Source organism: Alkaliflexus imshenetskii DSM 15055 (genome assembly GCF_000517065.1).
Taxonomy (GTDB): domain Bacteria; phylum Bacteroidota; class Bacteroidia; order Bacteroidales; family Marinilabiliaceae; genus Alkaliflexus; species Alkaliflexus imshenetskii.
In genome coordinates, this window is sequence record NZ_KI912105.1 from 3,789,356 (window position 1) to 3,813,362 (window position 24,007).

The 24,007-nt window shown below is 40.9% G+C and carries 18 protein-coding genes and 2 tRNA genes; 12 read left to right on the top strand and 8 right to left on the bottom strand.

Annotation, left to right across the window (positions count from 1 at the left end):
- Positions 1 to 44 precede the first annotated feature (44 nt).
- From prmA to ALKIM_RS0115675, 4 genes are all read right to left on the bottom strand, one after another.
- Positions 45 to 887: a 50S ribosomal protein L11 methyltransferase gene (prmA, locus tag ALKIM_RS0115660; protein ID WP_026475463.1), complete on the bottom strand. Its 843-nt coding sequence runs from the start codon at positions 885 to 887 to the stop codon at positions 45 to 47.
- Positions 888 to 1,036: 149 nt separating this feature from the next.
- On the bottom strand, positions 1,037 to 1,792 hold the full coding sequence (gene tpiA / locus ALKIM_RS20170) for a triose-phosphate isomerase (protein WP_026475464.1): 756 nt from the start codon (positions 1,790 to 1,792) through the stop codon (positions 1,037 to 1,039).
- A 3-nt stretch (positions 1,793 to 1,795) separates the two neighbouring features.
- Entirely contained in the window at positions 1,796 to 3,022 is a 1,227-nt protein-coding gene (locus ALKIM_RS20175) for a BT_3928 family protein (RefSeq protein ID WP_026475465.1), read from the bottom strand.
- Between the two features lie 214 nt (positions 3,023 to 3,236).
- Complete coding sequence (locus tag ALKIM_RS0115675) at positions 3,237 to 3,788, bottom strand: DUF1599 domain-containing protein (protein ID WP_026475466.1); 552 nt, start codon at positions 3,786 to 3,788, stop codon at positions 3,237 to 3,239.
- A gap of 276 nt (positions 3,789 to 4,064) precedes the next feature.
- Here ALKIM_RS0115675 and folP point away from each other — a divergent pair, with 276 nt between their 5' ends.
- The 8 genes from folP to ALKIM_RS0115715 all read left to right on the top strand — a co-directional run bounded on the left by folP (position 4,065) and on the right by ALKIM_RS0115715 (position 13,878).
- On the top strand, positions 4,065 to 4,955 hold the full coding sequence (folP, locus tag ALKIM_RS0115680; RefSeq protein ID WP_044118016.1) for a dihydropteroate synthase: 891 nt from the start codon (positions 4,065 to 4,067) through the stop codon (positions 4,953 to 4,955).
- 49 nt (positions 4,956 to 5,004) lie between these two features.
- Positions 5,005 to 5,775 (top strand): diadenylate cyclase CdaA, encoded by a 771-nt coding sequence (cdaA, locus tag ALKIM_RS0115685; RefSeq protein WP_026475468.1) that lies wholly within the window; start codon positions 5,005 to 5,007, stop codon positions 5,773 to 5,775.
- A 49-nt stretch (positions 5,776 to 5,824) separates the two neighbouring features.
- Complete coding sequence (locus ALKIM_RS18900) at positions 5,825 to 7,156, top strand: mechanosensitive ion channel family protein (protein WP_026475469.1); 1,332 nt, start codon at positions 5,825 to 5,827, stop codon at positions 7,154 to 7,156.
- 33 nt (positions 7,157 to 7,189) lie between these two features.
- Entirely contained in the window at positions 7,190 to 8,053 is an 864-nt protein-coding gene (locus tag ALKIM_RS0115695; protein ID WP_026475470.1) for a TIGR01777 family oxidoreductase, read from the top strand.
- 404 nt (positions 8,054 to 8,457) lie between these two features.
- Entirely contained in the window at positions 8,458 to 9,519 is a 1,062-nt protein-coding gene (locus ALKIM_RS0115700; RefSeq protein ID WP_026475471.1) for a right-handed parallel beta-helix repeat-containing protein, read from the top strand.
- A 17-nt stretch (positions 9,520 to 9,536) separates the two neighbouring features.
- Complete coding sequence (locus tag ALKIM_RS0115705; protein WP_157363944.1) at positions 9,537 to 10,574, top strand: right-handed parallel beta-helix repeat-containing protein; 1,038 nt, start codon at positions 9,537 to 9,539, stop codon at positions 10,572 to 10,574.
- A gap of 165 nt (positions 10,575 to 10,739) precedes the next feature.
- Positions 10,740 to 12,824 carry a T9SS type A sorting domain-containing protein gene (locus ALKIM_RS0115710; protein ID WP_162148831.1) on the top strand — a complete coding sequence of 695 codons (2,085 nt, stop codon included), beginning with the start codon at positions 10,740 to 10,742 and terminating at the stop codon, positions 12,822 to 12,824.
- Between the two features lie 103 nt (positions 12,825 to 12,927).
- Positions 12,928 to 13,878 (top strand): lysophospholipid acyltransferase family protein, encoded by a 951-nt coding sequence (locus ALKIM_RS0115715; RefSeq protein ID WP_162148832.1) that lies wholly within the window; start codon positions 12,928 to 12,930, stop codon positions 13,876 to 13,878.
- 99 nt (positions 13,879 to 13,977) lie between these two features.
- On the opposite strand, the gene xerD is transcribed toward ALKIM_RS0115715, so the two are convergent.
- Positions 13,978 to 14,877, bottom strand: coding sequence for a site-specific tyrosine recombinase XerD (gene xerD / locus ALKIM_RS0115720; RefSeq protein ID WP_026475475.1), 900 nt, complete (start codon positions 14,875 to 14,877; stop codon positions 13,978 to 13,980).
- Between the two features lie 211 nt (positions 14,878 to 15,088).
- On the opposite strand from xerD, the gene aroQ reads away from it, so the two are divergent.
- The 4 genes from aroQ (at position 15,089) to ALKIM_RS0115750 (ending at position 17,510) form a co-directional block, all read left to right on the top strand.
- Complete coding sequence (aroQ, locus tag ALKIM_RS0115730; protein WP_173400725.1) at positions 15,089 to 15,514, top strand: type II 3-dehydroquinate dehydratase; 426 nt, start codon at positions 15,089 to 15,091, stop codon at positions 15,512 to 15,514.
- A gap of 45 nt (positions 15,515 to 15,559) precedes the next feature.
- Positions 15,560 to 16,990, top strand: a complete 1,431-nt coding sequence (gene pyk, locus ALKIM_RS0115735) for a pyruvate kinase (RefSeq protein ID WP_026475477.1) — start codon at positions 15,560 to 15,562, stop codon at positions 16,988 to 16,990.
- A 339-nt stretch (positions 16,991 to 17,329) separates the two neighbouring features.
- Positions 17,330 to 17,403: transfer RNA gene (locus tag ALKIM_RS0115745), tRNA-Asp, on the top strand.
- A gap of 33 nt (positions 17,404 to 17,436) precedes the next feature.
- Positions 17,437 to 17,510, top strand: a tRNA-Asp gene (locus tag ALKIM_RS0115750).
- Positions 17,511 to 17,574: 64 nt separating this feature from the next.
- Here the strand turns inward: ALKIM_RS0115750 and ALKIM_RS0115755 are convergent.
- The 3 genes from ALKIM_RS0115755 to ALKIM_RS0115765 form a co-directional block, all read right to left on the bottom strand.
- Complete coding sequence (locus ALKIM_RS0115755; RefSeq protein ID WP_026475478.1) at positions 17,575 to 18,660, bottom strand: alkaline phosphatase; 1,086 nt, start codon at positions 18,658 to 18,660, stop codon at positions 17,575 to 17,577.
- 171 nt (positions 18,661 to 18,831) lie between these two features.
- A complete protein-coding gene (locus tag ALKIM_RS0115760; RefSeq protein WP_044118017.1) occupies positions 18,832 to 20,532 on the bottom strand; it encodes a RagB/SusD family nutrient uptake outer membrane protein in 1,701 nt (566 codons plus the stop codon).
- 18 nt (positions 20,533 to 20,550) lie between these two features.
- Positions 20,551 to 23,475 carry a SusC/RagA family TonB-linked outer membrane protein gene (locus tag ALKIM_RS0115765; RefSeq protein ID WP_218916720.1) on the bottom strand — a complete coding sequence of 975 codons (2,925 nt, stop codon included), beginning with the start codon at positions 23,473 to 23,475 and terminating at the stop codon, positions 20,551 to 20,553.
- Between the last annotated feature and the right edge of the window lie 532 nt (positions 23,476 to 24,007).

Consider the following 24,007-nt stretch of genomic DNA (forward strand, 5'->3'; position numbering starts at 1 on the left):
GCTCAGGCTGTTATCGACTAAGGAATTTCAATATTGACAATTTGTCAATCTACCCGTTCATACGCAACTGCGGCCCAATGGTTATTCTCTTTTGAAGTTTTTAATTTAAGATTGTGTTTTTTTGCACATGCGTCAATTTCGGGCAGGTCGGTGAGGTAAAAACCGCTCATAATGAGCATGCCGCCTTGTTTCAAAACAGACCAGTATTTATCGATGTCGTTGAGAAGGATATTCCGGTTTATGTTGGCCAGGATAACGTCGAAAGGGGCACTATTATGAAGCAGTGATGCATCACCAAGGCGTATTTCCATGTTGTCAATCCGGTTCAGTTGGCAGTTTTCTGAACTATTGGAGGTACACCATGAGTCAATGTCTATGCCAACTACCTGTGAAGCACCGGTTTTTGATGCCAGTATGCCGAGTATGCCAGTGCCGCAGCCCATATCGAGCACCCTTTTACCGCTTAGTTGCATTTCCAGAATGTGTTCCATCATCATGGCTGTTGTTTCATGATGTCCGGTGCCAAATGACATTTTTGGCTCTATGACAATTTCCATCGGCACATCAGGAAAGGTAGGGTGGAAGGGACTTCTAACCACACATCTGTTGCCCACTATTATGGGGCTAAAAAAGTTCTTTTCCCACTCTTCATTCCAGTTCTGATCCTCAATTTCGGAAGATGTCCATGAAAATTTGCAGCTCTCAATCGGGCTTTCAATGGTGTTTAGAATTGCTTCGTCATACGCCTCAGATGGAATGTAGGCATCAAAACCCAATGCGTTATCTTCAAATGTGGTGTAACCTGCATCGCCCATCAAGGCCATCAGAATGTCTGCTGCGTCCTGCGAATAGGGTTCAATAACAATAGATACTTTTGTGTATGGCATTTTACGGTTGTTGGTTTTTATACAGTGGCAAAGATAAAGAATTGAGTCGTGTTCAAATAAAAAAAGACATCGTTACGGATGTCTTTTTTAGATATGGTTGATCTATCCCGCTGAACTGTGCCCATTGGGAAATCAATCAGGAATCTTGATTAGAAAGCGGTGATGATGGCAAGGAAATCATCGGCTTTTAATGAAGCACCACCAATGAGGCCTCCATCCACGTCGGGGTTGGCAAACAGTTCTTTGGCATTGGCAGCATTACAGCTACCACCGTAAAGAATTGAGATGTTGTTGGCAACTTCCTCTCCGTACTTGCTTACAATCAGTTGACGGATAAATGCATGCATCTCTTGCGCCTGATCCGAAGAAGCTGTTTTTCCGGTTCCGATGGCCCAAACAGGTTCGTAAGCCAGTACAATTTTGCTGAAGTCACCTGCCGAAAGATGAAACAAAGACTCTTCAATTTGTTGTTTCACTATGTCGAAATGGATGTTTGACTCACGCTCGCTTAGTACCTCTCCAATGCAAAAAATGGGCTTTAATTCGTTGGTCAGAGCCAAGTCTGTTTTTTCTTTCAGGATTGCATTTGTTTCTCCATAGTATGCCCGACGCTCAGAATGTCCAAGAATTACGTATTGCGCTCCTGTGGATTTGACCATTGATGCCGACACTTCACCTGTATAGGCTCCTGATACTTTGTCAGCACAGTTTTGAGCTGCTACTGAAATCTTGGAAGCATCTACAGTTTTAACCACTTCGGTAATGTGCACAAATGGTGTACCCAATACTACCTTACATTTTGGAGTGATGGCACCCACTTTGCTATTCACCTCTTTTGCCAGTTCAATACCCTCTTGCAGGGTTTTATTCATTTTCCAGTTTCCTGCAACAATGTTCTGTCTCATTTTCTATTGTTTATTGGTTTTACTTGTAAATATCAGTGTGGATAATAAAATCATGCCAAGAATGTGTGCCAATATCAAGCGTCCGCTCTTTTGCCTGTTGATTTCTGATACTGCCACAGCGAGCGGATTTGAAAGCATTTCTCTGCCTGGCAGGTTGTTGTAATGCCATTTTCCTATTATGGTTCCGTCGTACATCAATATCAGCCCGGGATTTGAGCGTATCATGGTTTTTAGTGTGGACTCATCGGTGTGCAGGTATTCAAACATTACGCTGTGACTCGACTCAAATGCGACAGTCTCTTCAGCTCCTGAGGCGGTAACACAGTAAAAAGGGATGCCTTTTTGGCGCGCATATTCTGACAGTTCCGCCAGAGGCATTACAGATGAATTGTTAATTTTATTCAGTCGCGGTGCTACCATCAAAAGAAGTGCCCCTTCATGGGTTACAATTGCATTTGTTACATCGTTTGCCTGATTGTTGAGCAGCGAGAAGGTTTGAAGCGGAGGCACATAGCCCTCTTTGATCACCCTTGTTTCACTATCAATAAACACCCATGTAGTATCTTCATAAGGGTAGTTGTCGAGTGTAAAGGTTTGTATGTTGCCATCTTTTTCCAATACGAATAGCGTTTCGTACTCAGGCATTTCAGCACCTTCGGGAATGGACATCATTTCATGTATGTTGTTTCCCGTTTTAAACGGTCTGAAATCGAGTATGGGTAGGTTTCCTAATCCATAAACCGAAACAGAAATGATATATATGGCAAGTACTCCGGCAGTCAAAAAACCCTTCACATTTTGGTGCGAATTATAATGTTTTCTGTAAAAAAACATGCCAAGCGTAAATACCATAACAAACACATTTTTCCAGAAAGTCTGCCAGTTTGTAAGGGTGATGGCATCACCAAAACAACCGCAATTCGAAACCGGATTGAAAATGGCAATGTAAAGTGTGAGCAGCGTGAAGAATGACATAAACCCAAGAACCAGAAAAGTTACCTGACGCATAAACAAACCTAAGAGCAGATAAAAACCCAGCAAAAACTCAACAGCAGCAAGAATAATTGCCAATGGCATGGACAGAGATGTGAGCCAGTCCATGTGAAAAGCAACAAAGTAGTCGCTGAATTTTATAGCCCCTCCAACGGGATCAACGGCCTTAACAAAACCGGAGAAGATAAATGTCACTGCTGGTATAAGTCTGCATAAAAATTTCAGAACTGCTATCATATCTCTATCGTTTTTTCTGTTTTACAACCTCTAACCAAACCTCGAATGGTATTTTATAACTTAGTAACAGTTTAACTCTTTATCTGGTTTTTGAATTAGATATAAAGTTGTTCGTTTGCGATGACTTCTCTTATAGCACAACTATATTGGATTGTGCGTGGTGTGGGGTTTAATGTTCCGTTAAAAATATAACTAAATTCCTATGACCAAATGATTAAATCTCATCCGGAAACTCCAGTTTGATGAGTGCAAAAACTGCATAGTTAATCATATCCATATAATTGGCATCAACCCCTTCCGATATAAGCGTTTTTCCCTTATTGTCCTCAATTTGTTTGGTACGATATAATTTCATAAGTATAAGATCGGTGAGCGAACTGATGCGCATACTGCGCCATGCTTCATCGTAATCATGGTTTTTATCCTCCATGAGTTTTTTCGCGCCATACAGATGTTTGTTATAGAGCGTCATGGCTTCGTCGGGTGCCATCTCGGGGTTATCTGCAATGCCTTTTTCCAACTGAATCAAAGCCATCACTGAATAGTTTACAATTCCGATAAACTCAGGCCGGATGCCCTCATCAACCCTGGAAGTGCCTTTTACTTGCAGGCTGCGGATGCGTTGCGCTTTGATGAATATCTGATCGGTAACAGATTCGGGTCTTAATATGCGCCATGCCGTGCCATAGTCCACCATTTTTTTTTCAAATATCTCCCTGCAAATTTTAATAACATGCTCAAACTGTTGATCTGTGTGCTTCGACATGGTGTTTGGAGTTGGAATGGATTTCAGAATTTAACAACCTGTTTCACAATTTTTACACTGAATTTTTCTGGATTGTACTCCCTTTAGCGTGATCACTAACCAGAATGTCATAAAAACAGCTGTAAAAATATCAAAAAATGGTGAAGTTTGAGTAATGGTGTTGTATCTGTTTGTCCCTTTTATCATTTTTATTACCCCCTTTGCCCGATTAATAGCGGCAATGGTTTGATTTTAGCATGTTTTTCTTTTCTTTTGTGTAAAACTGACCAATTTATAATGATTACCGATTCAAATATACCGCCTGCTTTTATAAACCGGCGGCAAACCATAAATTGCCATGGAAGATTGGTGGATTTGAGCGCTCCTGTGGTTATGGGTATTGTGAATGCAACGCCTGATTCATTTTTTGCTGGTAGCCGTTTCAATGCCGAAACAGATATTCTCAGGAGAGTGGAGCAGATTCTGAATGAAGGCGGCACTATGGTAGATGTGGGGGCATACTCTTCGCGCCCGGGTGCTGAGCACATCTCAGATGAAGAGGAGATTGCACGCCTGATGCCGGCTCTTGAAATCATACGTAAACATTTTCCGCACGTTATTCTCTCCATCGATACATTTAGAGCATCGGTGGCAAAAAAAGCTGTTTCCGAAGGGGAGGCCGACATTGTGAATGACATATCAGGTGGTGAAATGGATTCTGCCATGTTCCAAACAGTAGCAGATTTAAAGGTTCCTTACGTGTTGATGCACATGCAGGGGACTCCTCAAAATATGCATCACAATCCTGCTTATCACGATTTGATAGCTGATATATCTCAATGGTTAGCAGAAAAGGTAAACACTTTAAGGGCACTGGGCGTTGCTGATATCATAATAGATCCGGGATTTGGCTTTGGAAAAACGCTGGATCATAATTTTTTGCTGATGAGGGAGTTGGATCAGCTTAAGCTATTTGAGCTGCCTATTCTGGTGGGCGTTTCGCGTAAGTCTATGATATATAGATTATTGGATGTTTCGGTGGAGGACGCCCTAAACGGTACCACTGTGCTTAACACCTTTGCCTTGCAAAAAGGAGCAAACATTTTGAGGGTTCATGATGTGAAAGAGGCTGTACAATGTGTGGAACTAATTCGAAAACTAACAGAGGGTTTCCGCACCCTGGACTGACGTTTGGTTATAGAGATGCAGCCCTTGGGAAACTAAAAATAACTTATAGATGACTTTTCTCGACATACGACTTATAGATATTGTGGACATTGTTTTGGTTGCTTATCTGATGTACAGACTCTATAAGCTGATCAAAGGAACAGTGGCGCTGAATATATTCATCGGTATATTTGCCTTTATCATTTTCTGGCTCCTGATAAAAGCGCTAAATATGCAGCTTTCATCCACCATACTCGACAATTTTGTAAATGTCGGCGTGTTGGCAATAATTATCGTGTTTCAGCAGGAAATAAGGCGTTTTCTTTTGCTGTTGGGAAGCAGGTATAATTTATCCAAACGCTTCTCTCTTGATAAAATTTTTATGAGCAATACTCCGGGAATGATGAGCATATATATTAAGCCAGTAGTGCGTTCATGTGAAGAGTTGTCGCGCACCAAAACCGGGGCATTGATTGTAATCACCCGTAAGTCTGAACTTGTTGATTTTGTGCAAACAGGTGAATTGCTGAATGCTGTAATTTCGCGACAGCTACTTAATTCTATCTTCTTTAAAAACAGTCCGCTGCATGATGGTGCCGTTATTATAAGTCAGAGTAAAATAAAAGCAGCAGGTTGTATTTTGCCCGTAAGTCAGAATATGGAGCTGCCCAAGCATTTGGGCTTAAGGCACCGTGCGGCACTTGGAATTACCGAAGCAACCGACGCCACAGCCATTGTTGTATCTGAAGAAACCGGACGCATTTCCCTTTTTCACAATGGGAAAGGTTTATATAACATCACCATTGAGGAGCTAGAGAAACATTTGGAAGAAGGCGTTTGATTTGCAGGCTTCATCCTTTTTTTTGAACCAGTCATCTATTTAAACTTTTATGGAATCACTTTTGCAAAATGACAGTTGGCTTTTTCACCTTTCTAAAATTCAATATGTTAAGCTGGTTGTGCTAACAATTTTGATGGTTGCCATCTGGGTTTTTATGTCCGGATTTCACCGCAGAAAAAGTGATGGAGAGGATTCAATAAAACAAACGCTTTTTGTTTGGGGAGTGCGTCTGTTGCTGTTGGCTCTTGCTGCGGGCGGCATCATTGTCATTATTGACATGCCTTTTTCCAGCTTCTTTTCAACACCGGTGGTGGTGATGTTTAATCAAGTGCCTGTATCACCCCTGCTTGCAGGCTCAATAGTGTTGGGCGTTTATCTGTTAATCTCTACAAACAACCTTCTGCGTGTTTTGGTGCGTAAAGTCTCAGATAAATATGGTTTTGAGCGTAAAATAGGCAGACAGATGCGTCGCTTTTTGATGATATTTGTATTTCTGATGATTGCCGGAATATGGTTGCGTTTCGCGGGTACATTTCTCACTGATTTTTTTGGCCAGGGGTTGTTCGAGATAAGCAATGTTAAAGTAACTCCTGCTGTTTTGATATATTCAGCTCTTCTGCTTTATGGTATTGCTGTCGCACTTAAATTAATGGAGATAATTTACAACCGCCAAGCCAAAGCAAGAGGTTTAAGTATTGGTCAGTCGCGAACCATTTTCCAAATTTTAAAGTATCTTATTTGGTTAATTACCATTATTTTACTGCTTGATTCCATTGGCATTAGCATAAATATGCTAATCGCAGGCTCGGCGGCTCTGTTGGTTGGTTTGGGCTTTGGTATACAGGGTTTGTTCAATGACTTTGTTTCCGGGCTTGTTTTGTTGTTTGAGGGTTCGTTAAAAGTGGATGATGTGGTTGAAATTGAGTCGGGTATTGTTGGTAAAGTGCTCGAGGTAGGCATCAGAACCTCAAAAATCAGAACCCGTGATAACATTGTAATGATTGTGCCCAACAATAAATTTGTGAACGACAATGTCATAAATTGGAGTTACAACGAACCCAAAACACGCTTTTTTGTGGATGTTGGTGTAGCTTATGGTTCCGATGTGCGCATGGTTGAGAGGTTACTCATTGAATGCGCGCTGGAGTGTGAAGGCGTAATTAACAGAGAGGAATCGCTTGTGTTGTTTCGTGATTTTGGTGACTCGTCACTCGACTTTCGCCTATTGTTTTGGGTCGAGGATGTGTTCATTGCTGAACGCATCCGTAGTCGGTTAAGGTTTGCTATTGATGCAAAATTCAGAGAACATAATGTAATCATTCCATTCCCACAGCGGGATTTACATCTAAAATCGGGTTTTGAAAAGCAAACAGCTTTTTAAATTGTTATATTGTCAGAATAGGATATAAATAAAATGAAGGTAGCAATTTGTGGTTATAGCGGTCTGATTGGTCAGGCAGTGGCAGGTTTGTTTGGTGCGCAGGGGCATCAGGTAATTGCCATTAAAAGGAGGGATTTGACTCAGGGAGTTGAGCATCTTCGCCAGATGCTTTCCGGTACCGATGTGCTGATAAATCTTGCTGGTGCACCTATTTTAAGGCGATGGACAAAGAGCGGAAAGAAACAGATATACGACAGTCGTATATTGACAACGCGATTGCTCACCGAGACTGTAAATTCTATGGTATTGTCGCCATCTGTCTTTATTTCCGCATCGGCAGTGGGAATTTATAACAATATTGATGTGCATGATGAGTTTTCATCAAACTTTGCCGGCGGTTTTCTTTCGGAGGTGTGTCAGGCATGGGAGGCTGAAGCATTGCAACTTAAGCCCGGGAAATCGCGGCTGGTAATCTTGCGTTTTGGCGTGGTGCTTTCAAGCAAGGGAGGTGCATTGAAACAGATGTTGCTACCTTTCCGAATGGGGCTGGGCGGTCGCATCGGTTCAGGAAAGCAGGCTTTTCCATGGGTTCATATCAATGATGTGACGGCTGCAATGTTTTGGGCCGCGCAAAACCCGATTGCAAAAGGAATCTATAATCTTACTGCGCCAGGACTCGTAACCAACGAAGTCTATACAAAGGCGCTCGCTAACACAATTAACCGACCCGCACTGTTACCAATACCCGTATGGGCGTTAAGGCTTGTTTTTGGTGATGCCTCAGATGTATTGGTTTCGGGACAACATGTGGTACCTCAGCGCCTACTGGCCGATGGCTTTGTCTTTTCTTTTCCGCTCATACACGATGCACTTGGTGATTTACTTATACGTCGATAACTGGCTCATTATCCGATTTGTTTTATTATTCTATTTGCCGATGGTGTTTTACACTGTTTGGTTCGTGTGCCGCTATTCTTATTTAACCTATCGCTTCTTATTTTAAGTTCCTGCTATAACGATGTCTTAATCGACTATTATTGTGGATTATAGACAAGGGAAATGGGTCCCAGTCGCTTTTTTCCTATATTAAATTCTCTGAATTTTTGATGATTTGACTGTACGATTTACAATTTGCATGTTTGTAATCGTGTGAAAGGTGTATGTTTATATGCGAGCAGAGTGTGCTTAATTAATCCGGTTAGGTTGATAGATGTTACTGTGATCGGCTATCAACTTTTTTCAATTACTGGAACCTAAAAAACAATATTTTTCAATTAGGTGTCAAATCTAAATCATCAAAAATGAAAAAACTATTTAAACTGTTTGTAGCGGCCATTGTAGTACTATTTTCTGCAAGTTCGGCAGCCCAGATTGCAGTAGCTCTTCATGGAGAGGAACAGGTTACTTTTTATTATACTTCAAGCGGATTTAGTGATGCGGTGGCAGCTGCATCTGAAGGTGACACTATTTATATCCCCGGAGGTATTTTCCCGGTTAACAATCTCGAAATTAATAAAAAGCTTCATGTTTTTGGCGTTGGACACTCTCCCAATGTCAATAGCTCCACAGGTCGTACACAAATCAATGGGAACATTATAATCACAACCGGTGCCGATTTTGGCAGTATCAGCGGTCTTTTTGTCAATGGAAATGTTAGTATCGGCTCTACCAATGCCAATCAAACGGTTTCCAATATCACGATTCACCGTTGTCACATCAATGGAACGCTAAAGCTTACACATGATGGCGATCCTGCTAAAATGGGTTCCAACATTACCTTAACGCAGAATATTATAGGTGCTTTAAATGGGCAGATGATTCGTAACTCTTTGATTCGCCAAAATGTGATTGGGCGCCTGTTCTATTTCTCAGACAACAATCTGTTTGTGAATAATATTATTCAACGCACTTCAGAATACTTTAGCTGGGGATATAGCGGAATAAATGGTTCCACTTTCCGCAATAATATATTTGTTAGTGTAATGTACACCAATCTGGAAACCGGCGGATATAACAATTGCAAATTTCATTGTAATGTATTTGTGGCAGATGTAACATTGGGAAGCTCAAATAGTAGCGATACAAATCCTAATTTGGTCAATCAACAGTTGGAGTCTGTATTTGTTGGTTATGATGGCGCAGTTGCATTTTTGTATGACTATAATTTCCGGTTGAATGATGCTTTTGCTGGAAAAAATTTTGGTACTGATGGCACTGATGTCGGTATATATGGCACTATAACTCCTTTTAAGGCAGATTATCTGCCCGTTATTCCATACATCAAAAGCCATTCTATTTCATCTGATTCCAATGTTAATGGAAAAATCGAGATTACTATTGAGGTTGAGGCGCAACAACACTAAATCTAAATTTGGATACTATGAGAACAGTTTTACTTCTATTTGTATTTATGCTGGCATCTGCATTTTTGCCGGCATTGGCTCAAACGGCTGTAGCTTTACAAAGTAACGGCAATGCTACTTTTTACTATTCGGTTGATGGTTTTCAGAAAGCCTACACCGATGCTGTTAATGGCGATTCCATAATTCTGTCAGGAGGCACATTCCCCCCGCCTTCTTCAATAAATAAGCAACTTACAATCATAGGTGCCGGTCACTATCCAACTGCAACATCTGCCACTGGGCATACCGTTATCAACGGAAACGTTATTCTTTCTGCCGGAGCCAACAACCTAACCCTGGAAGGATTAAGCATTACAGGATCATTGTACACAAACCTAAGTAATACTCCTATAGAGCAACTTATGGTCAAACGAACTATTATTGGTGGCAATGTGAGTTTCGCCGGAAACAGGAATACGCCTTCTACCGGTTTGTCTTTTATAAATTCAGTTGTTAATGGGGCAATCGATTTTTCCAATGTGTCAAACTCATCTGTGCAAAACTCAATTATTGGCGGGCGCGTTAGTAGCAGCGATGGTAACCTTTTCAGAAATAGTATCTTTTTGTTTATTAATCCAACAAATGTCTCAACAGGTGCGCTCTTTAATTGCAGCAACAACGAGTTTCATGGCAACTTATTCAGGCAGGATAATAGCCGGTTAACCGGTGGAACTTCGGTTGGAAATGTGTTTAAATACAATATTGTTCAAACATCAAACCCTGATTTTGGTACTGGTGCTTACCTCACAAGTAATAGGGTGGATATTAACTTTAGCGGACTGTTTGAGAATCAAGTTGGAGGCACATTTAGTTATGAGCATGACTACAATCTGGTGACTCCCAATGAATACCTCGATGATGAAAACTCTCAGTTTGGTCTTTATGGCGGATGGTTTCCTTATGTAGAACACGCAATACCATCCATTCCTCACATAGTTAACAAATCTATGAGCAGCAAAACCAATGCGGATGGCTCCATTCAGGTTGAAATTACCGTAAAGGCTCAGGATTATTAGCAGAAATGTGTTAATATGGTTTGTACATGATGCCCTTTGCATTTAGGAAGTTAAGATAAAATCGGCCAACATCAATTTTCGCACATACTTGTAAGTTGCCTTCTTTGGTGAGCTGACTTTTTTTGGTAAAACATGTATAACCTCTACAATTCAAATTATATGCCGATGAAATTTATTTTTGTGGTTATACTCCTGTGTGTTATCCATTTGACTTATGCACAGAATTATATAAAGAACTATCAGTATTGGTTCAACAACAATCGGAATGAGGTAGTTAATCTATCCACATATAGTAATAATGCAATATATTCATTGAAATTGCAGATTCCGGTTGATGAAATGCCAAATGGTCTTCATACGCTTCACATGCGCTTTCAGGATAACGAATCTCGTTGGAGTTCTGCCACGAGTCATTTTTTCTATAAAATGCCTGTTGAAGTGTTTCAAGAAAGTTCCATTTCTCTTTATGAATATTGGTTTAACAATGCCTACTCCTCTGCAGTTTCTGGGGCTACATCGGGTGAAGCATTGCTCGATTTTTCACAGCAAATTGATGTGAGCTCACTGGTGGATGGACTACACACATTTAATATACGTTTTAGTGATAGCCGAAATCGCTGGAGCAGCACTTTTAGCCAGTTTTTTTACAAAATGCCGGCTACATCGTTTACCAATAATGCTGTTTCTTCTTATCAGTATTGGTTTAATCGAGATGTGGACAAAGCAGTTTCGGACGTTACTACAAACTCAAAAGTGATAAACTTTTCAGAAGTACTTGACGTAAACGAATTGGCAGACGGACTACATACATTTCACATTCGTTTTGGGGATAGTCGAAATCAATGGAGCAGCACAGTTAGCCACTTTTTTTATAAAATGCCAAATAGCCATGCAGGCGAAAATCTTGTTAAAGCTTATCAATATTGGTTTAACGATGATGATGCAAGCATGTACAATGTGACGTTATCTGTTCCGGTAAATCCATTGAACCTCTTGTCTGAAATTGAGTTGCCATATCTGGCTTTAGGAGATAATTACATGCACATCCGTTTTCTGGATACACAAAATAGATGGAGTGGCGTGGTGTCCGAGTTGTTTACCCTGGACAATTGCGAGCCAACACGTGTGGGAAATATCAGTGGAAAAACCATTGCCTGTCAGGGTCAGGAGAGTGAATTCGAGGTGGATGCATCATTGAATGTAACAGATTTTGTATGGGCATTGGTTCCCATCGAAGCTGGAACAATTACTTCGCAAGGACGTCATGCATCCATCCTGTGGAATAGTGACTTTTCTGGTGCCGTAACGCTTTCGGTGGAAGGCAGTAACCCTTGCGGCTCATTGCCTCCTTCATCTTTTGATTTGGTGGTTCATCCTACTCCAATACTTGAAATAATGCCTTCGGTTGCAATATGTGAGGGCGAGGAGGTGGAACTTATCGTTAGTTCAGCGTCTGGAACTGTTTCCTGGAATGTGGAAAATACGTTGGTTTCTCCTATCGAAACAACTGTTTATACAGCAGTTGTCTCTTCAGAGCATTGTGGGGATAAAGCCGAAACGGTGACAGTTAATGTAATGCCATTACCATGGTTATTTATTATGCCTGATGAGCAAATTTGCCCCGGTGTGGTGGTGAATCTGGAGGCCGAAAGTAATGGTGTTGTTACCTGGAATGTGACCGATATTGCGGTATCACCAAATGCAACTACATCATATCAGGCTACTGCTACTTTGGAGGGATGTTCTGTTTCCGATGTAGTGGAGATTATCGTTAAAACTGTGGAGTATGAAATAGTAAGCACAGCTGATGAATTAATTGTGATTGCTGATAATGCTAGCTTTCAGTGGTATACATGTGGTAGTGATGCTCAGGTTATCGCAGGGGAAATCTACGAGCAATTTTCTCCTACCCAAAGTGGTTTTTATGCGGTCTCTGTAAGTCGCGATGGCTGCAATGTTATGTCTGAATGCATCCAGTTTGTGAAAAGTTCTGTTGATGATGTGTCTTATAATCAAAAGATTATTTTGTACCCCAATCCAACATCCGATCTCATAACTCTGGTTTTTAATGAACGTGTTAATCTTATTGCGCTGTCAGTTTTTAATATGAATGGGCGTTTAATGTTCGAAAAAGTGAGTATGACAACCGATAGCGTAATTGTTGACTTAAGCAATTTATCCAACGGTATTTATCTTCTCGAACTTCTGATTGATGGAAAATATGCTACGGTTAAAGTGTTGAAAGAGTGATGGACTATAAATAAGTTATCGGAAAATAAAGGCTGCTTTTACTCACGCAGCCTTTATTTTTTTATCTTCGTTTTAAGTTTTAAGCATTATCATGAACTGGAAGATGAGAAGAAAGGAAATCCGACGAGCCATAAAATATCCTGTACTGGTCTTTTTTATTCGCTTGTTTATCCTTGTATTCAGATTTGTACCTCGCACAATTCTTTTATCTGTAAGCACTGCGCTTGGTAGCCTTGCATTTCGCCTAGTGGGTAAGGAGCGTCAGAAAACAATCAATAATCTCACAAAGATTTACGGAAATGAGAAATCAGCTGAGCAGTTAAAAGAGATGGCGCGCATGGTTTTCGTTAATCAGGCTTTGAATTTTGCCGATTATGTGCATACGTTGCATTACACCACACGCAGCCAGTTTTCAGCTTTAATCGATGTGGTGGGAGAGGAGCATTTGAATGAGGCTTACAACAAAGGCAAAGGTGTGATTTGTCTTATGAGTCATGTGGGCTCATGGGAGTTCTCAGCAATTATGCCGCCAGTGCTTGGTTATGAAACCACAGCAATAAGTCGTGCAATGCCAAACGAGCGAATCGAAAAGCTCATTGTAAGCTATCGGCAAAAAAGAGGAATGAAAAACATCAGCCGGGGAAATGCATACAGTGCCTTAATTGACGCTCTGAAAAAAGGTGAATGCCTGATTATAATGATTGATCAGGATACGCAGACCAAAGGTGTATTTGTTGATTTCTTTGGTATGCCTGCTTACACGCCGGTTGGTGCAGCCCGTCTCGCAATCGACTCTGGCGCTCCCGTTTTACCAATGTACATGAAGCGTAAGTCCGGTAATCGACATCAATTCACCATTTTACCGGCGTTAGAACTTATTCAGACCGGCAATATGGATTCGGATTTGCACGAAAATACCCGTCGTTATACTGAAACAATAGAAGCAATAGTTAAGGAAGTGCCAGAACAATGGGTATGGATGCACCAGCGCTGGAAGACAACCCCGGAAGATGTGGAGCTATACCTTCAAAAGAAAAGAGAACAGAAGAATTGACGGTTGTTCGTAGACGAAATTATAGTTGAATGACAAATTCATGACAAACAAAAAAAGGCGTTATTAACGCCTTTTTTTGTTTGTTTACCAACCCAGATGCTAAGTCCTTGGATGATATTGTATGATTGTATTCTTTAGATACTCTTTGTCGAGATGCGTATAAATCTCTGTGGTGATAATGGATTCATGACCCAACATCTCCTGAACAGCCCGCAGGTTGGCTCCTCCATCAATCAAATGTGTTGCAAATGAATGTCGGAAAGTATGTGGACTAATGTTTTTGTCCATGTTCAGCTTCTTGGTGATGTTTTTGATAATCGTAAAAATCATCACTCTCGATAGTTTTTTACCCCTTCTGTTAAGGAAGAGAATATCTTCACTATCTGCGTGGATTTTGAGGTTACGACGATATTCACTCAAGTATAGGTTGATCTCTTTTATTGCTTTGGTGCTAATTGGCACCAAACGCTCCTTGCTGCCTTTCCCTTCAATCTTTACAAAACCTGATTCAAAGAACAAATTTGATATTTTAAGTTCAATGAGTTCCGAAACACGTAACCCGCAACTGTATAAAGTCTCAAGTATTGCTTTGTTGCGCTGACCTTCCGGTTTTTTTGTGTCTACGGTATTTATAATGGTATCTATCTCTTCAACCGAAAGTATTTCTGGCAATTTTCTTCCCACTTTTGGGGCTTCCAGAAGAGCAGTGGGGTCTTTTTCTACTTTTTCTTCGATTAGCAGAAATTTATAAAAGGACTTTATACCACTAATAATTCTTGCTTGCGTACGTGGACTAATGCCACGGCTGCTAACCCACTCCATCATCTCTTTTAAATGGGTGAGTGTTACCTGATCCGGACCAATAGAATAACCGCGGTCTTTTAAGAACTGAACCAGTTTGTATAAATCCGTAACATACGCATGTATGGAATTTTCTGATAATCCCTTTTCCAATTTCAGATAGTTCCTAAACGCATTAATTTCTGATTCCCAATTCATAACCGAACAAATTTAGTTTGATTTCCCGTTTTTTTGCCGATTTTTTTAGATACTCCTTAAGTAAATATAAAATAGCAACTGATAATGATTTGATAAAATTGCGAATTTTTTTTATGTAAATGCAAATATTTTTGGCAAAAGTTTCATTCACACCTTATTTTTTTATTTCAAACAGTTATCTTATTTTTGCACCGTCTAATTCTATTAGCTGATGAAAATTCTGATAATCAATGGCCCTAATCTGAATATGCTCGGAGTGCGGGAACCGCATATTTACGGGAGCCAATCATTTGATTCTTATTTCGATTCGCTTAAAAACCAGTATCCCGATGTTTCTTTCGGGTATTTTCAATCAAATAGTGAGGGTGATTTAATTGATTGCATTCAGCGTGAGGGTTTTACGTACGATGGTATTGTGATTAATGCCGGTGCATATACTCACACATCTGTTGCCATTGCCGATGCGCTTTCTGCCGTTAAATCACCAGCCATTGAAGTGCACCTCTCTAACGTCTTCCGACGTGAATCTTTCCGTCATCATTCATTTCTTTCCCCTGTAGTTAAGGGGGTTATAGGTGGTTTTGGACTGGATTCGTATCGGTTGGCCGTCGAAGCTTTATTTAACAGTAATAAATAATTATTCTTCTATTTTCGATTTGTTAGGATTATTTAATTTTTCTCAATGAAAAAACACACCAAAATTGTTGCCACCGTTTCTGACCTGAGATGTGAGGTGGAGTTCATCCGTGAATTGTATAACGCAGGTATGAACGTGGTGCGCATGAATACAGCGCACATGGATTATGAAGGGCTTAACAGACTAGTAACGAACGTGAGGCAGGTTTCTGAAAAAATTGCTTTGCTCATCGATACTAAAGGACCTGAGATCCGTACCACAAAAAGTGAAGGAGGTATTCATCTTGAGGCAGGGGAAATGCTTATCATTAAAGGTAGCCCCAACATGCCATCTTCACGCGAATGTGTTTGCGTGTCCTATGCCAACATGGCTGAAGATGTATGCGTAGGCAGTCATATCCTTTTTGATGACGGCGAGATTGATGTCGTGGTTAAAGAGCGCAAAGGTGACGAGCTGCACTGCGAAATTCAAAACAGCGGTATTCTGGGAAGCCGTAAAAGTGTAAATGTGCCAGGGGTGCGAATCAACTTGCCTTCTTTAACAGAACGCGACTACGATTTCATCAACTACGCTATTGAGAATGACATTGATTTCATTGCTCACTCTTTTGTACGCAATGCAAATGATGTACTCGAAATTCAAAAAATCCTTGACGAGCGCGACAGTGCAGTGAAAATCATCGCCAAAATCGAAAATCAGGAAGGTGTTGAGAATATCGACGAAATTCTTGAGGTGGCGCATGGCATTATGGTGGCTCGTGGCGACTTGGGAATCGAAATTCCACAGGAGAAAATTCCTTTGGTTCAGCGCCAGCTTATTCGTAAATGCGTTGAAGCTAAGAAGCCTGTAATTGTGGCTACTCAGATGTTGCATAGTATGATTAAAAACCCACGTCCAACACGCGCTGAAGTTACCGACGTGGCCAATGCCATCTACTATCGTACCGATGCCATCATGTTGAGCGGTGAAACTGCTTATGGTACATATCCTGTTGAAGCTGTTAAAACCATGTCGAGTATTGCTGCTGAGGTTGAAGCCGCTAAAGATAGCCGTAACGACATCCCTGTGGACTTGGTTCGTCATGACATTACCGCATATCTGGCCGACACAACCGTTAAGGCATCGAAAGAGTTGCCTATCAAGGCTGTGCTTACCGATAGCCTTACTGGTAAAACTGCCAGATACCTGGCGGCATTCAGAGGTCCGCTTCCAGTGGTAGCATTGTGCTATAACAAGCGTGTTGGTCGCGAATTGGCGCTTTCTTATGGTGTTTATCCTCGCCTTACAGAGCCAGGTAGCTCTAAGAGTGAAATTATGCGCAATACCCTACTTAAGCTTAAAGACAAGGAAGTTCTCGAAAACGAGGATCTGATTGCATATCTTGGCGGAAGCTTTGGTATTGGCGGTGGAACTACCTATCTTGAAATCATCACTGTTTCAGGTTTGCTTAGCAAAATAGATCGTTGGGCCGACTAATTTCAATTGCTTTTAATGCAAAATATAAAGGGTTGTGGTATTTTTATCACAATCCTTTTTTTGTAATACATTTAAAGAATTATTTTGTATGATGGGTTATCCCAAGTATTCATGAGGGTTAGCGATGGATTGCTGCGCTCGGTTGTCCAAATATTTTTATGAGAAAAATGCATTTTGTCGTAAATGCTGAATGTTTTGAAAACCATGTGTATGTGCGAACGATTGAAAAAACAGTGTAAAAAATCGTAGGATTTTTAATCATCCATATTGCAGAAAACAAAAGAACCATTATCTTTGCAACGCCTTTGAAAGAAAGGGCTAGCGTAAAAACAAATCAATGGTCTGGTAGTTCAGTTGGTTAGAATATCGGCCTGTCACGCCGAGGGTCGCGGGTTCGAGTCCCGTCCAGACCGCTAAGGTTAAAAAAGTAGGTATATTGATTTGTTGGTCTGGTAGTTCAGTTGGTTAGAATATCGGCCTGTCACGCCGAGGGTCGCGGGTTCGAGTCCCGTCCAGACCGCAAAAAGCCGCATAATCTTTACGATTATGCGGCTTTTGTGCTTTTGTGCTTTTGTGCCTTGTTACTATTCTGTCAATGCTTCAATTATTTTATGATAAATATCCTTGTTGTGATAAAATCCCTTAAATAAGTCGGAGCCGGGTCCTTTGGCAAACACAGGTACCAAATCAGCAGTGTGTTGATCTGTATTGAAATAGATTTTCACTTCGTCTTTGCTGTTGCCCTTTCCTACTGAAACACCACCTGTTTCATGATCGCCTGTCACTATTAAAAGTGTGTTGGGATTTTGTTTCGTAAACTCAATTGCCACGGCCATGGCATCTTCAAAATCAAGCATCTCTGCTATTAAAAATTCCTCGTCTCTGGCATGACCCGCCCAGTCAATGTATGAACCTTCTACCATGAGAAAAAACCCATTTTCGCTTGCCGAGAGTTTAGTAAGAGCCTGTTTTGTTGCATCTTTTAGAAAGTCTCCTCTTCCTTTATGTTTCTGTGGTAACCCATTGTCGGCCACTATGTAAGCATATTTATCGCTCTTGTTCTCAATTGGGGAGATATCCAGTGTGTCAATTATATAGCGGGATGCTGTTAAATTTTCAAGTAGGTTATGACCATCTGCCCGCTTATTGAAAAATTTTAAACCGCCGCCTGCGATGAAATCGATATTTGCAGAGACCAGCTGTTGTGCAATTGTTTCTTCCATGTCTCTGTCAACCACTTGCGCATAAAATGATGCTGGCGTTGCGTGTGTTACAGATGAGATGCTTACAAGCCCTGTCTGATAGCCTCTTTGTTGTAAGATGGAAACGATTGATGGGAGAGGCAGCGAGTCGATGTCCAGGCCGATTCCTCTATTAAATGTTTTTTGACCGGTGGCGAAGGCTGTTCCTGCTGCTGCTGAATCGGTTACTTTGTTTGTTGCTGAGGATGTATTAATAAAGCCAATTTCTTGAAAGTGATTGAATTGTGATTCACTCTCTTTGTAGTAAAACATTGTGGTAATCTGACTGATGCCCATCCCATCGCCAATCATAAAAATTACATTTATTGGGGACTCTTGTTTGGCAGCTGTTTTTTCATTCGAGTTTGAATGATTGCAGCTCAGCAGAGCCAGTGAGATAATTGCCAGTGATGATATTATTGTTTTCATCTGTCTAAAATTTGATTTTTAATGGTCACAACTTGTCCCGATTTATCGGGATGGAACTCGCCAGCTAGACATTCCCCTTTGTGAGAAAAGCTTTCTGCTGGCTCGTTTCATTTTGCAGATTTTAAATTGAAAACCTAAGATACAACTCATTGTATCTTAGGTTTATATTGTTTAATTTGAATAACCTTCATTTTGAATCAGATAACCTTCAACTGATGAAGCGCCATCGATTGCTGCCTGTGGAATAGGGAAAAGACGTCGTTTGATATCGCTATTGGTTTTCTCTGTCCAACTTCCTTCATATTTGCCAAACCTGATCATATCTGTTCTCCGTTGATGTTCCCAGTAGAACTCGAATCCACGTTCCCTGAAAAGGATGTCCAGTGTCATTGAAGTTAATGGGCGTGGCGTTACCTCCGGCCGCGCTATTCTGGATGCGCGCACACTATTAACATCGGCTAATGCACCTGAGCTGTCGCCTTTTCTTAGTTTTGCTTCGGCACGCATCAAGTATATATCGGCTAATCTTAGTATTATCAAGTCGGCTTCTCCACGATTTCTTCCATCGGTTGAGGATTTGCTCCATTGGTATTTCATAACCCTATAACCAGTATTGTAATCGCTACCTTCGGGGGTGAAGTCTATTTCTTCTGAATAGTCCACAAATGCATTCTCCTCAGCACGACGCCAATCTCTCATATAACCAATTTTATACCGTCCGTCTTCTGTTCGTAAAAATGATTGCTGGTTTCCTGTGTTTTGTAACCCATATTGTAATCCTCTGAAAATGCCCCTGTCAACTTCAAAAGCCTCGGCTGATATTGCCATGTCACTCGATGGATTTAGTCTTTTCCAGAAGAAACGCGCGTCTGCCTCGGCAGGATTAATTGAACCATTGGCTTGAACCCACGATTGGTAAAACTCTGGTGTTATTGCCGGACCATCTGTGCCATTGCCATTTGGAAACAAAGGGTTTCCATAAAAACTGCCTGACATTGAGAAGTAGGACATGCGGTTATGACCATTTAAATCAGGACGTTGATCCACTGCAAATATCAACTCCTTGTTGCTGTTGTTATTGTTGTCGAAAATGTGGAAATACTCAGGTGATAGAGTATATTGCGGCATTGCTAATACGTTGTTGCTATATTCAATCACCTTATCCATATCTGCGCTGGTAAAGTTAAAGGTGGTTGCATAAGGATCGCGCCAAACAGCCGCATTTAAATGTAATCTTGCAAGAAGTCCATAGGCTGCTCCTTTTGTGAGCCTTCCCGGCCCAACATCTATTCTGAGATCTCCAATAATTACTTCGAGTTCATTGCGTATGTAGTTTATGGCTTCATCTCTTCGCAATATTTCTGATACCACATTGGGGTCATCTTTTTTAAACGCTATACCCCATAAATCGAGCGCAATCATGTTATAATAGGCTCTAAGTCCTCTTACTTCGGCTAAAAATGTAGCGTTTTCCTCGCTTGAACCAGCCAAAGGCGTTAGTACGTTTATGGCAGAGACTGTTCTGGAGATCATTTTAGTGATACCATCCCAACAGAGTTGAATGTTTCGGTGGTTGGGTGTATATGTATGCTGATGTAGCTCTATGTAAATTCCATTGTCGCCCCAGTCGCGTCCTCCACGATAGGGTAAGATTGCTTCGTCAGTCGTGATTTGTTGAAGGGCAAAATATTTGGTATGCAAGAAAAAGTCAGGTAACAATGCATAGGCCGGAGCTACGCTGTTACGTACCAGTTCGCTATCTACTGCACCCCCTGATAAGGATTCATCAAGTATCCGTTCGTTAAGGTCAGTACATCCCCATCCCAAAACAATGGATGAGATGAAAACCAGAAATAATCTTAAAATTTTCATGATTGTAAAGTGTATGAATTAAAATGTCATGTTTAAACTAAGTAAAAAAGTTCTGGCCCTAGGATAGCCATTAAGGTCAATGCCAAATGATTGAATGCCTCCAACGGATCTGTCCTGATTTACTTCCGGATCAAATCCTGAATAGTTTGTAACTACAAAGAGGTTTTGTCCGGTCACTGAAAGCCGCATATCCCTTATCAAGTTTATGTTTTGGGTGTTGAGGGTGTAACCCAAAGTGGCATTGTTTAATCTAAGAAATGAGCCATCTTCGAGGTATCGGGTAGATACGGATGAGGAGTTGATTATGCTTTCATTTGGGAACTCTATTGCTTTATCCGTAGTGTTTCGTGAGTTAGCAAGCATCGCTTTGTAAAATTTGTTCATGGCGGTGTTGTTATAAACTTTATTACCTGATATGCCATTGAAGTTTAAAGCCAAATCAAAGCGCTTGTAGCGGGTATTAATGTAAAAGCTATAAATTAGATCAGGCAATGCAGAGCCTACTGCCATACGTCCGCTGTCATCTGATTCTTCAAAAGTTGACAAACCATCTGCACCAATGCCAGTAAATTTTCTCATATAGAAAGTGCCAACCGGATAACCATTAATAATTCCGTTAATGGTTGCGCCTGTTAACCCTGATCCTGATGCCGACCCTGTTGCCAAAATGGTGAATGGTGATCCTTCCACATTATTATCTTGAAATGATACATTACCTCCAATACCATAGGAGAATCCATTATAGTTTCTGCGCTGATAATCCAGTGCCAGCTCCCAGCCTTTATTTGTAATGGTCATATCCTTCACATTCGTCCAATATGTGGTAGCCGGTTGAATTGGATCCGATGGCACAACTTCAAGAAGAATGTTGTCAGAAACTTTATGATAATAGTCGATGGTGCCAGATAATGAGCCGTTTAATATGCCAAAATCAATACCCACGTTAGTTTGCGTAGAAACCTCCCATTGAATATCGGGGTTTGCAAGCCGTGCAAAGGTTGTTCCTGCCGGATAACTTCCGCTGTTGTCCAGAGGATAGCTGTCTGATCCCGAGATTCTGGTTGTGTAGAGTGCTTGTGTAATTTTCGATGGAATTTCCTGGTTCCCTGTTTGACCCCAACCAGCCCTTAGTTTAAGATTGCTAAATGTTCCACTGTCAAGAAAGCTTTCTTCTGAAATACGCCATCCCGCTGCAAAGGAGGGAAAAACTCCATATTTATTGTTTTTACCAAATTTAGATGAACCGTCGGCCCTTATGGTTGCCGTTAACATGTACCTTCCACTATAGTTGTAGTTTACGCGTCCAAAAAATGATTGCAGTTCATTTATTAGTGCCCATCCTTGTGGCTTGTTATCAACTAAGTTCAGCTTTTGTCCCAGCCCTGGATTGTACCGGGGATCAACACCATTCTCAGGAAACTGGTCAATGCTCCAACTGCGCCATCTGTCAAACGACTCCTGATATGAATGCCCTGCCAGCAAGCTAATTGCGTGGCTATTAATCCGTGTATTATAAGTTAAGTAATTCTCGATAAGCGTATTGGTCCCATTTGAGTAATTTTGCTGCAGACGACCTTCGATAAACGGATCGGTGCTTGGAGTGTGTTGATCATCCGAATTTGAGGTACGGTTTTCATATCCAAAATTTACTTTGTATATAAGACCATCCAGTATTTCCAATGAGGGAGAGATGCTGAACATCATTCTTCTGTTTTCGTTGTAATATCTGAACAGTTCAGCTGTTAATAGTGGATTGGTCAAATCAGGATACTTCACTGGCTTATTGTCTGAGTCACGAGCTGGATAGGTTGGATTAAAATCCAGCATTTGTGACACAAGTGTGCTTGTTTGGGAGTTTTCACTTTTTTCTACTGAGGAGTTTAGGTTGAAATCTATACTTAAACGGTTGTTTAGTAGTCTTTGATTTGCATTAACTCTGGCAGTATAGCGTTCAAGTTCAGAGTTTAAAACAATTCCTTCCTGCTTCAGATAACCTGCGGATGCGCGGTAAGTGAAATTGTCTGAGCCACCTGTAATGACCAGATTCTGATCATTGGTAATGGCTTTACGGGTCAGTTCATCCTGCCAATCGGTATTTCCACCTCTGTCTTCCAATTTTCCAGCAATTTCGACAATTCGAGCTCTGAACTCATCCGCGCTAAATACGGGTATTTTTCTTGCCAGAGTGGAAAGCCCTACATTTGATGATACAGAGACGGTTGACTCTCCAGTTTTACCTTTTCGTGTGGTAATGATAATTACACCGTTAGCGCCCCTGGAACCATAGATGGCAGTAGCCGAAGCATCTTTTAATACATCTATTGATTCAATGTCCTCAGAGTTTAGAAAATTCAGTGGGTTGGTTTCGGCTCCTGTACCTGCTAATCCAACAGGAAATCCATCTATTACAAATAAGGGTCCTGTTCCTTGTCGGATGCTTCCTTGTCCCCGTATGATAATGCGCTGGTCGCTTCCCGGGGCTCCACTTGAAGATGTGATATTAACACCTGAAACTTTTCCTTGTAATAATTGTCCAGGTGAGTTTGCTATTCCTCTATTAAAATCCTCACGACGCACCGACGTGACTGCGCCTGTGATATCGGTACGTTGCTGGTTTCCATAACCAATTGCAACAATTTCTGTTAATCTGGTAACAGCCTCCTTCATTATTACATCAATAACATTTCTGTTATTGATTTCAACTTCTAGTGTTTCCATTCCCACGAAAGAGAAAACCAGGATGTTTGATGCCTCATTTCTTTCAATCTGGTATGTTCCGTCCACACCTGTTACTGAACCTCCTAAAACGCCCTTGTATATAACAGTCACGCCCGGAATTGTGAATCCGGATTCATCTGTTACCTTGCCGGTAATAACATCTCGCTGTTGGAGGTTGGTTGCGGAATAGGTGTTAATTATCCCTGCAAATAATAGCATTGCCATTATTTGGTACTTTAAGAAGCATGCCGATTTTAAAATGCTCCCCTTCAATAATAATCTGCAAATTTTCATAAGAAATTATCTAAAATTAAAATGTGTAACATGCAATTGTTTAGCAATCAACCGGAAGACCATTTGGAAAAATGATTCCTGTTTTGTGACATTTAAATTCCTGTGTAATAACTTATGACTGGTGAGTTGACAGAACCAGATTGAAATAGATAGTTTTTCCTCCCAAATGCAGCGCTAAATAAGGGATTTAGAATCTGTGCTTGATTAATTGTGCGTTAATAAATAGTTATTGTGGATGGATTTGAGCGTGAACACATTTAGTATATGTTCAATTTATTCGGTTGAAAACCTGAATTATTAAATTACAGTTATCTGTTTTAATACCAGATGATTGAATGGTTTTCAGAGAATGTTCTGAAAGCGCATATGCAATGCCCCGTAACTTTGCTGCTATACGAAATGAGGTGATTGTTTGTGAATTAGGTGATGAGATGGCTCCAGATGTTTCTTTTGAGAATGTATA

Coding starts and splice junctions, on each gene's coding strand:
- prmA (WP_026475463.1), bottom strand. CDS start 887: ATGCCATACACAAAAGTATCTATTGTTATTGAACCCTATTCGCAGGAC.
- tpiA (WP_026475464.1), bottom strand. CDS start 1,792: ATGAGACAGAACATTGTTGCAGGAAACTGGAAAATGAATAAAACCCTG.
- ALKIM_RS20175 (WP_026475465.1), bottom strand. CDS start 3,022: ATGATAGCAGTTCTGAAATTTTTATGCAGACTTATACCAGCAGTGACA.
- ALKIM_RS0115675 (WP_026475466.1), bottom strand. CDS start 3,788: ATGTCGAAGCACACAGATCAACAGTTTGAGCATGTTATTAAAATTTGC.
- folP (WP_044118016.1), top strand. CDS start 4,065: ATGATTACCGATTCAAATATACCGCCTGCTTTTATAAACCGGCGGCAA.
- cdaA (WP_026475468.1), top strand. CDS start 5,005: ATGACTTTTCTCGACATACGACTTATAGATATTGTGGACATTGTTTTG.
- ALKIM_RS18900 (WP_026475469.1), top strand. CDS start 5,825: ATGGAATCACTTTTGCAAAATGACAGTTGGCTTTTTCACCTTTCTAAA.
- ALKIM_RS0115695 (WP_026475470.1), top strand. CDS start 7,190: ATGAAGGTAGCAATTTGTGGTTATAGCGGTCTGATTGGTCAGGCAGTG.
- ALKIM_RS0115700 (WP_026475471.1), top strand. CDS start 8,458: ATGAAAAAACTATTTAAACTGTTTGTAGCGGCCATTGTAGTACTATTT.
- ALKIM_RS0115705 (WP_157363944.1), top strand. CDS start 9,537: ATGAGAACAGTTTTACTTCTATTTGTATTTATGCTGGCATCTGCATTT.
- ALKIM_RS0115710 (WP_162148831.1), top strand. CDS start 10,740: ATGAAATTTATTTTTGTGGTTATACTCCTGTGTGTTATCCATTTGACT.
- ALKIM_RS0115715 (WP_162148832.1), top strand. CDS start 12,928: ATGAGAAGAAAGGAAATCCGACGAGCCATAAAATATCCTGTACTGGTC.
- xerD (WP_026475475.1), bottom strand. CDS start 14,877: ATGAATTGGGAATCAGAAATTAATGCGTTTAGGAACTATCTGAAATTG.
- aroQ (WP_173400725.1), top strand. CDS start 15,089: ATGAAAATTCTGATAATCAATGGCCCTAATCTGAATATGCTCGGAGTG.
- pyk (WP_026475477.1), top strand. CDS start 15,560: ATGAAAAAACACACCAAAATTGTTGCCACCGTTTCTGACCTGAGATGT.
- ALKIM_RS0115755 (WP_026475478.1), bottom strand. CDS start 18,660: ATGAAAACAATAATATCATCACTGGCAATTATCTCACTGGCTCTGCTG.
- ALKIM_RS0115760 (WP_044118017.1), bottom strand. CDS start 20,532: ATGAAAATTTTAAGATTATTTCTGGTTTTCATCTCATCCATTGTTTTG.
- ALKIM_RS0115765 (WP_218916720.1), bottom strand. CDS start 23,475: ATGGCAATGCTATTATTTGCAGGGATAATTAACACCTATTCCGCAACC.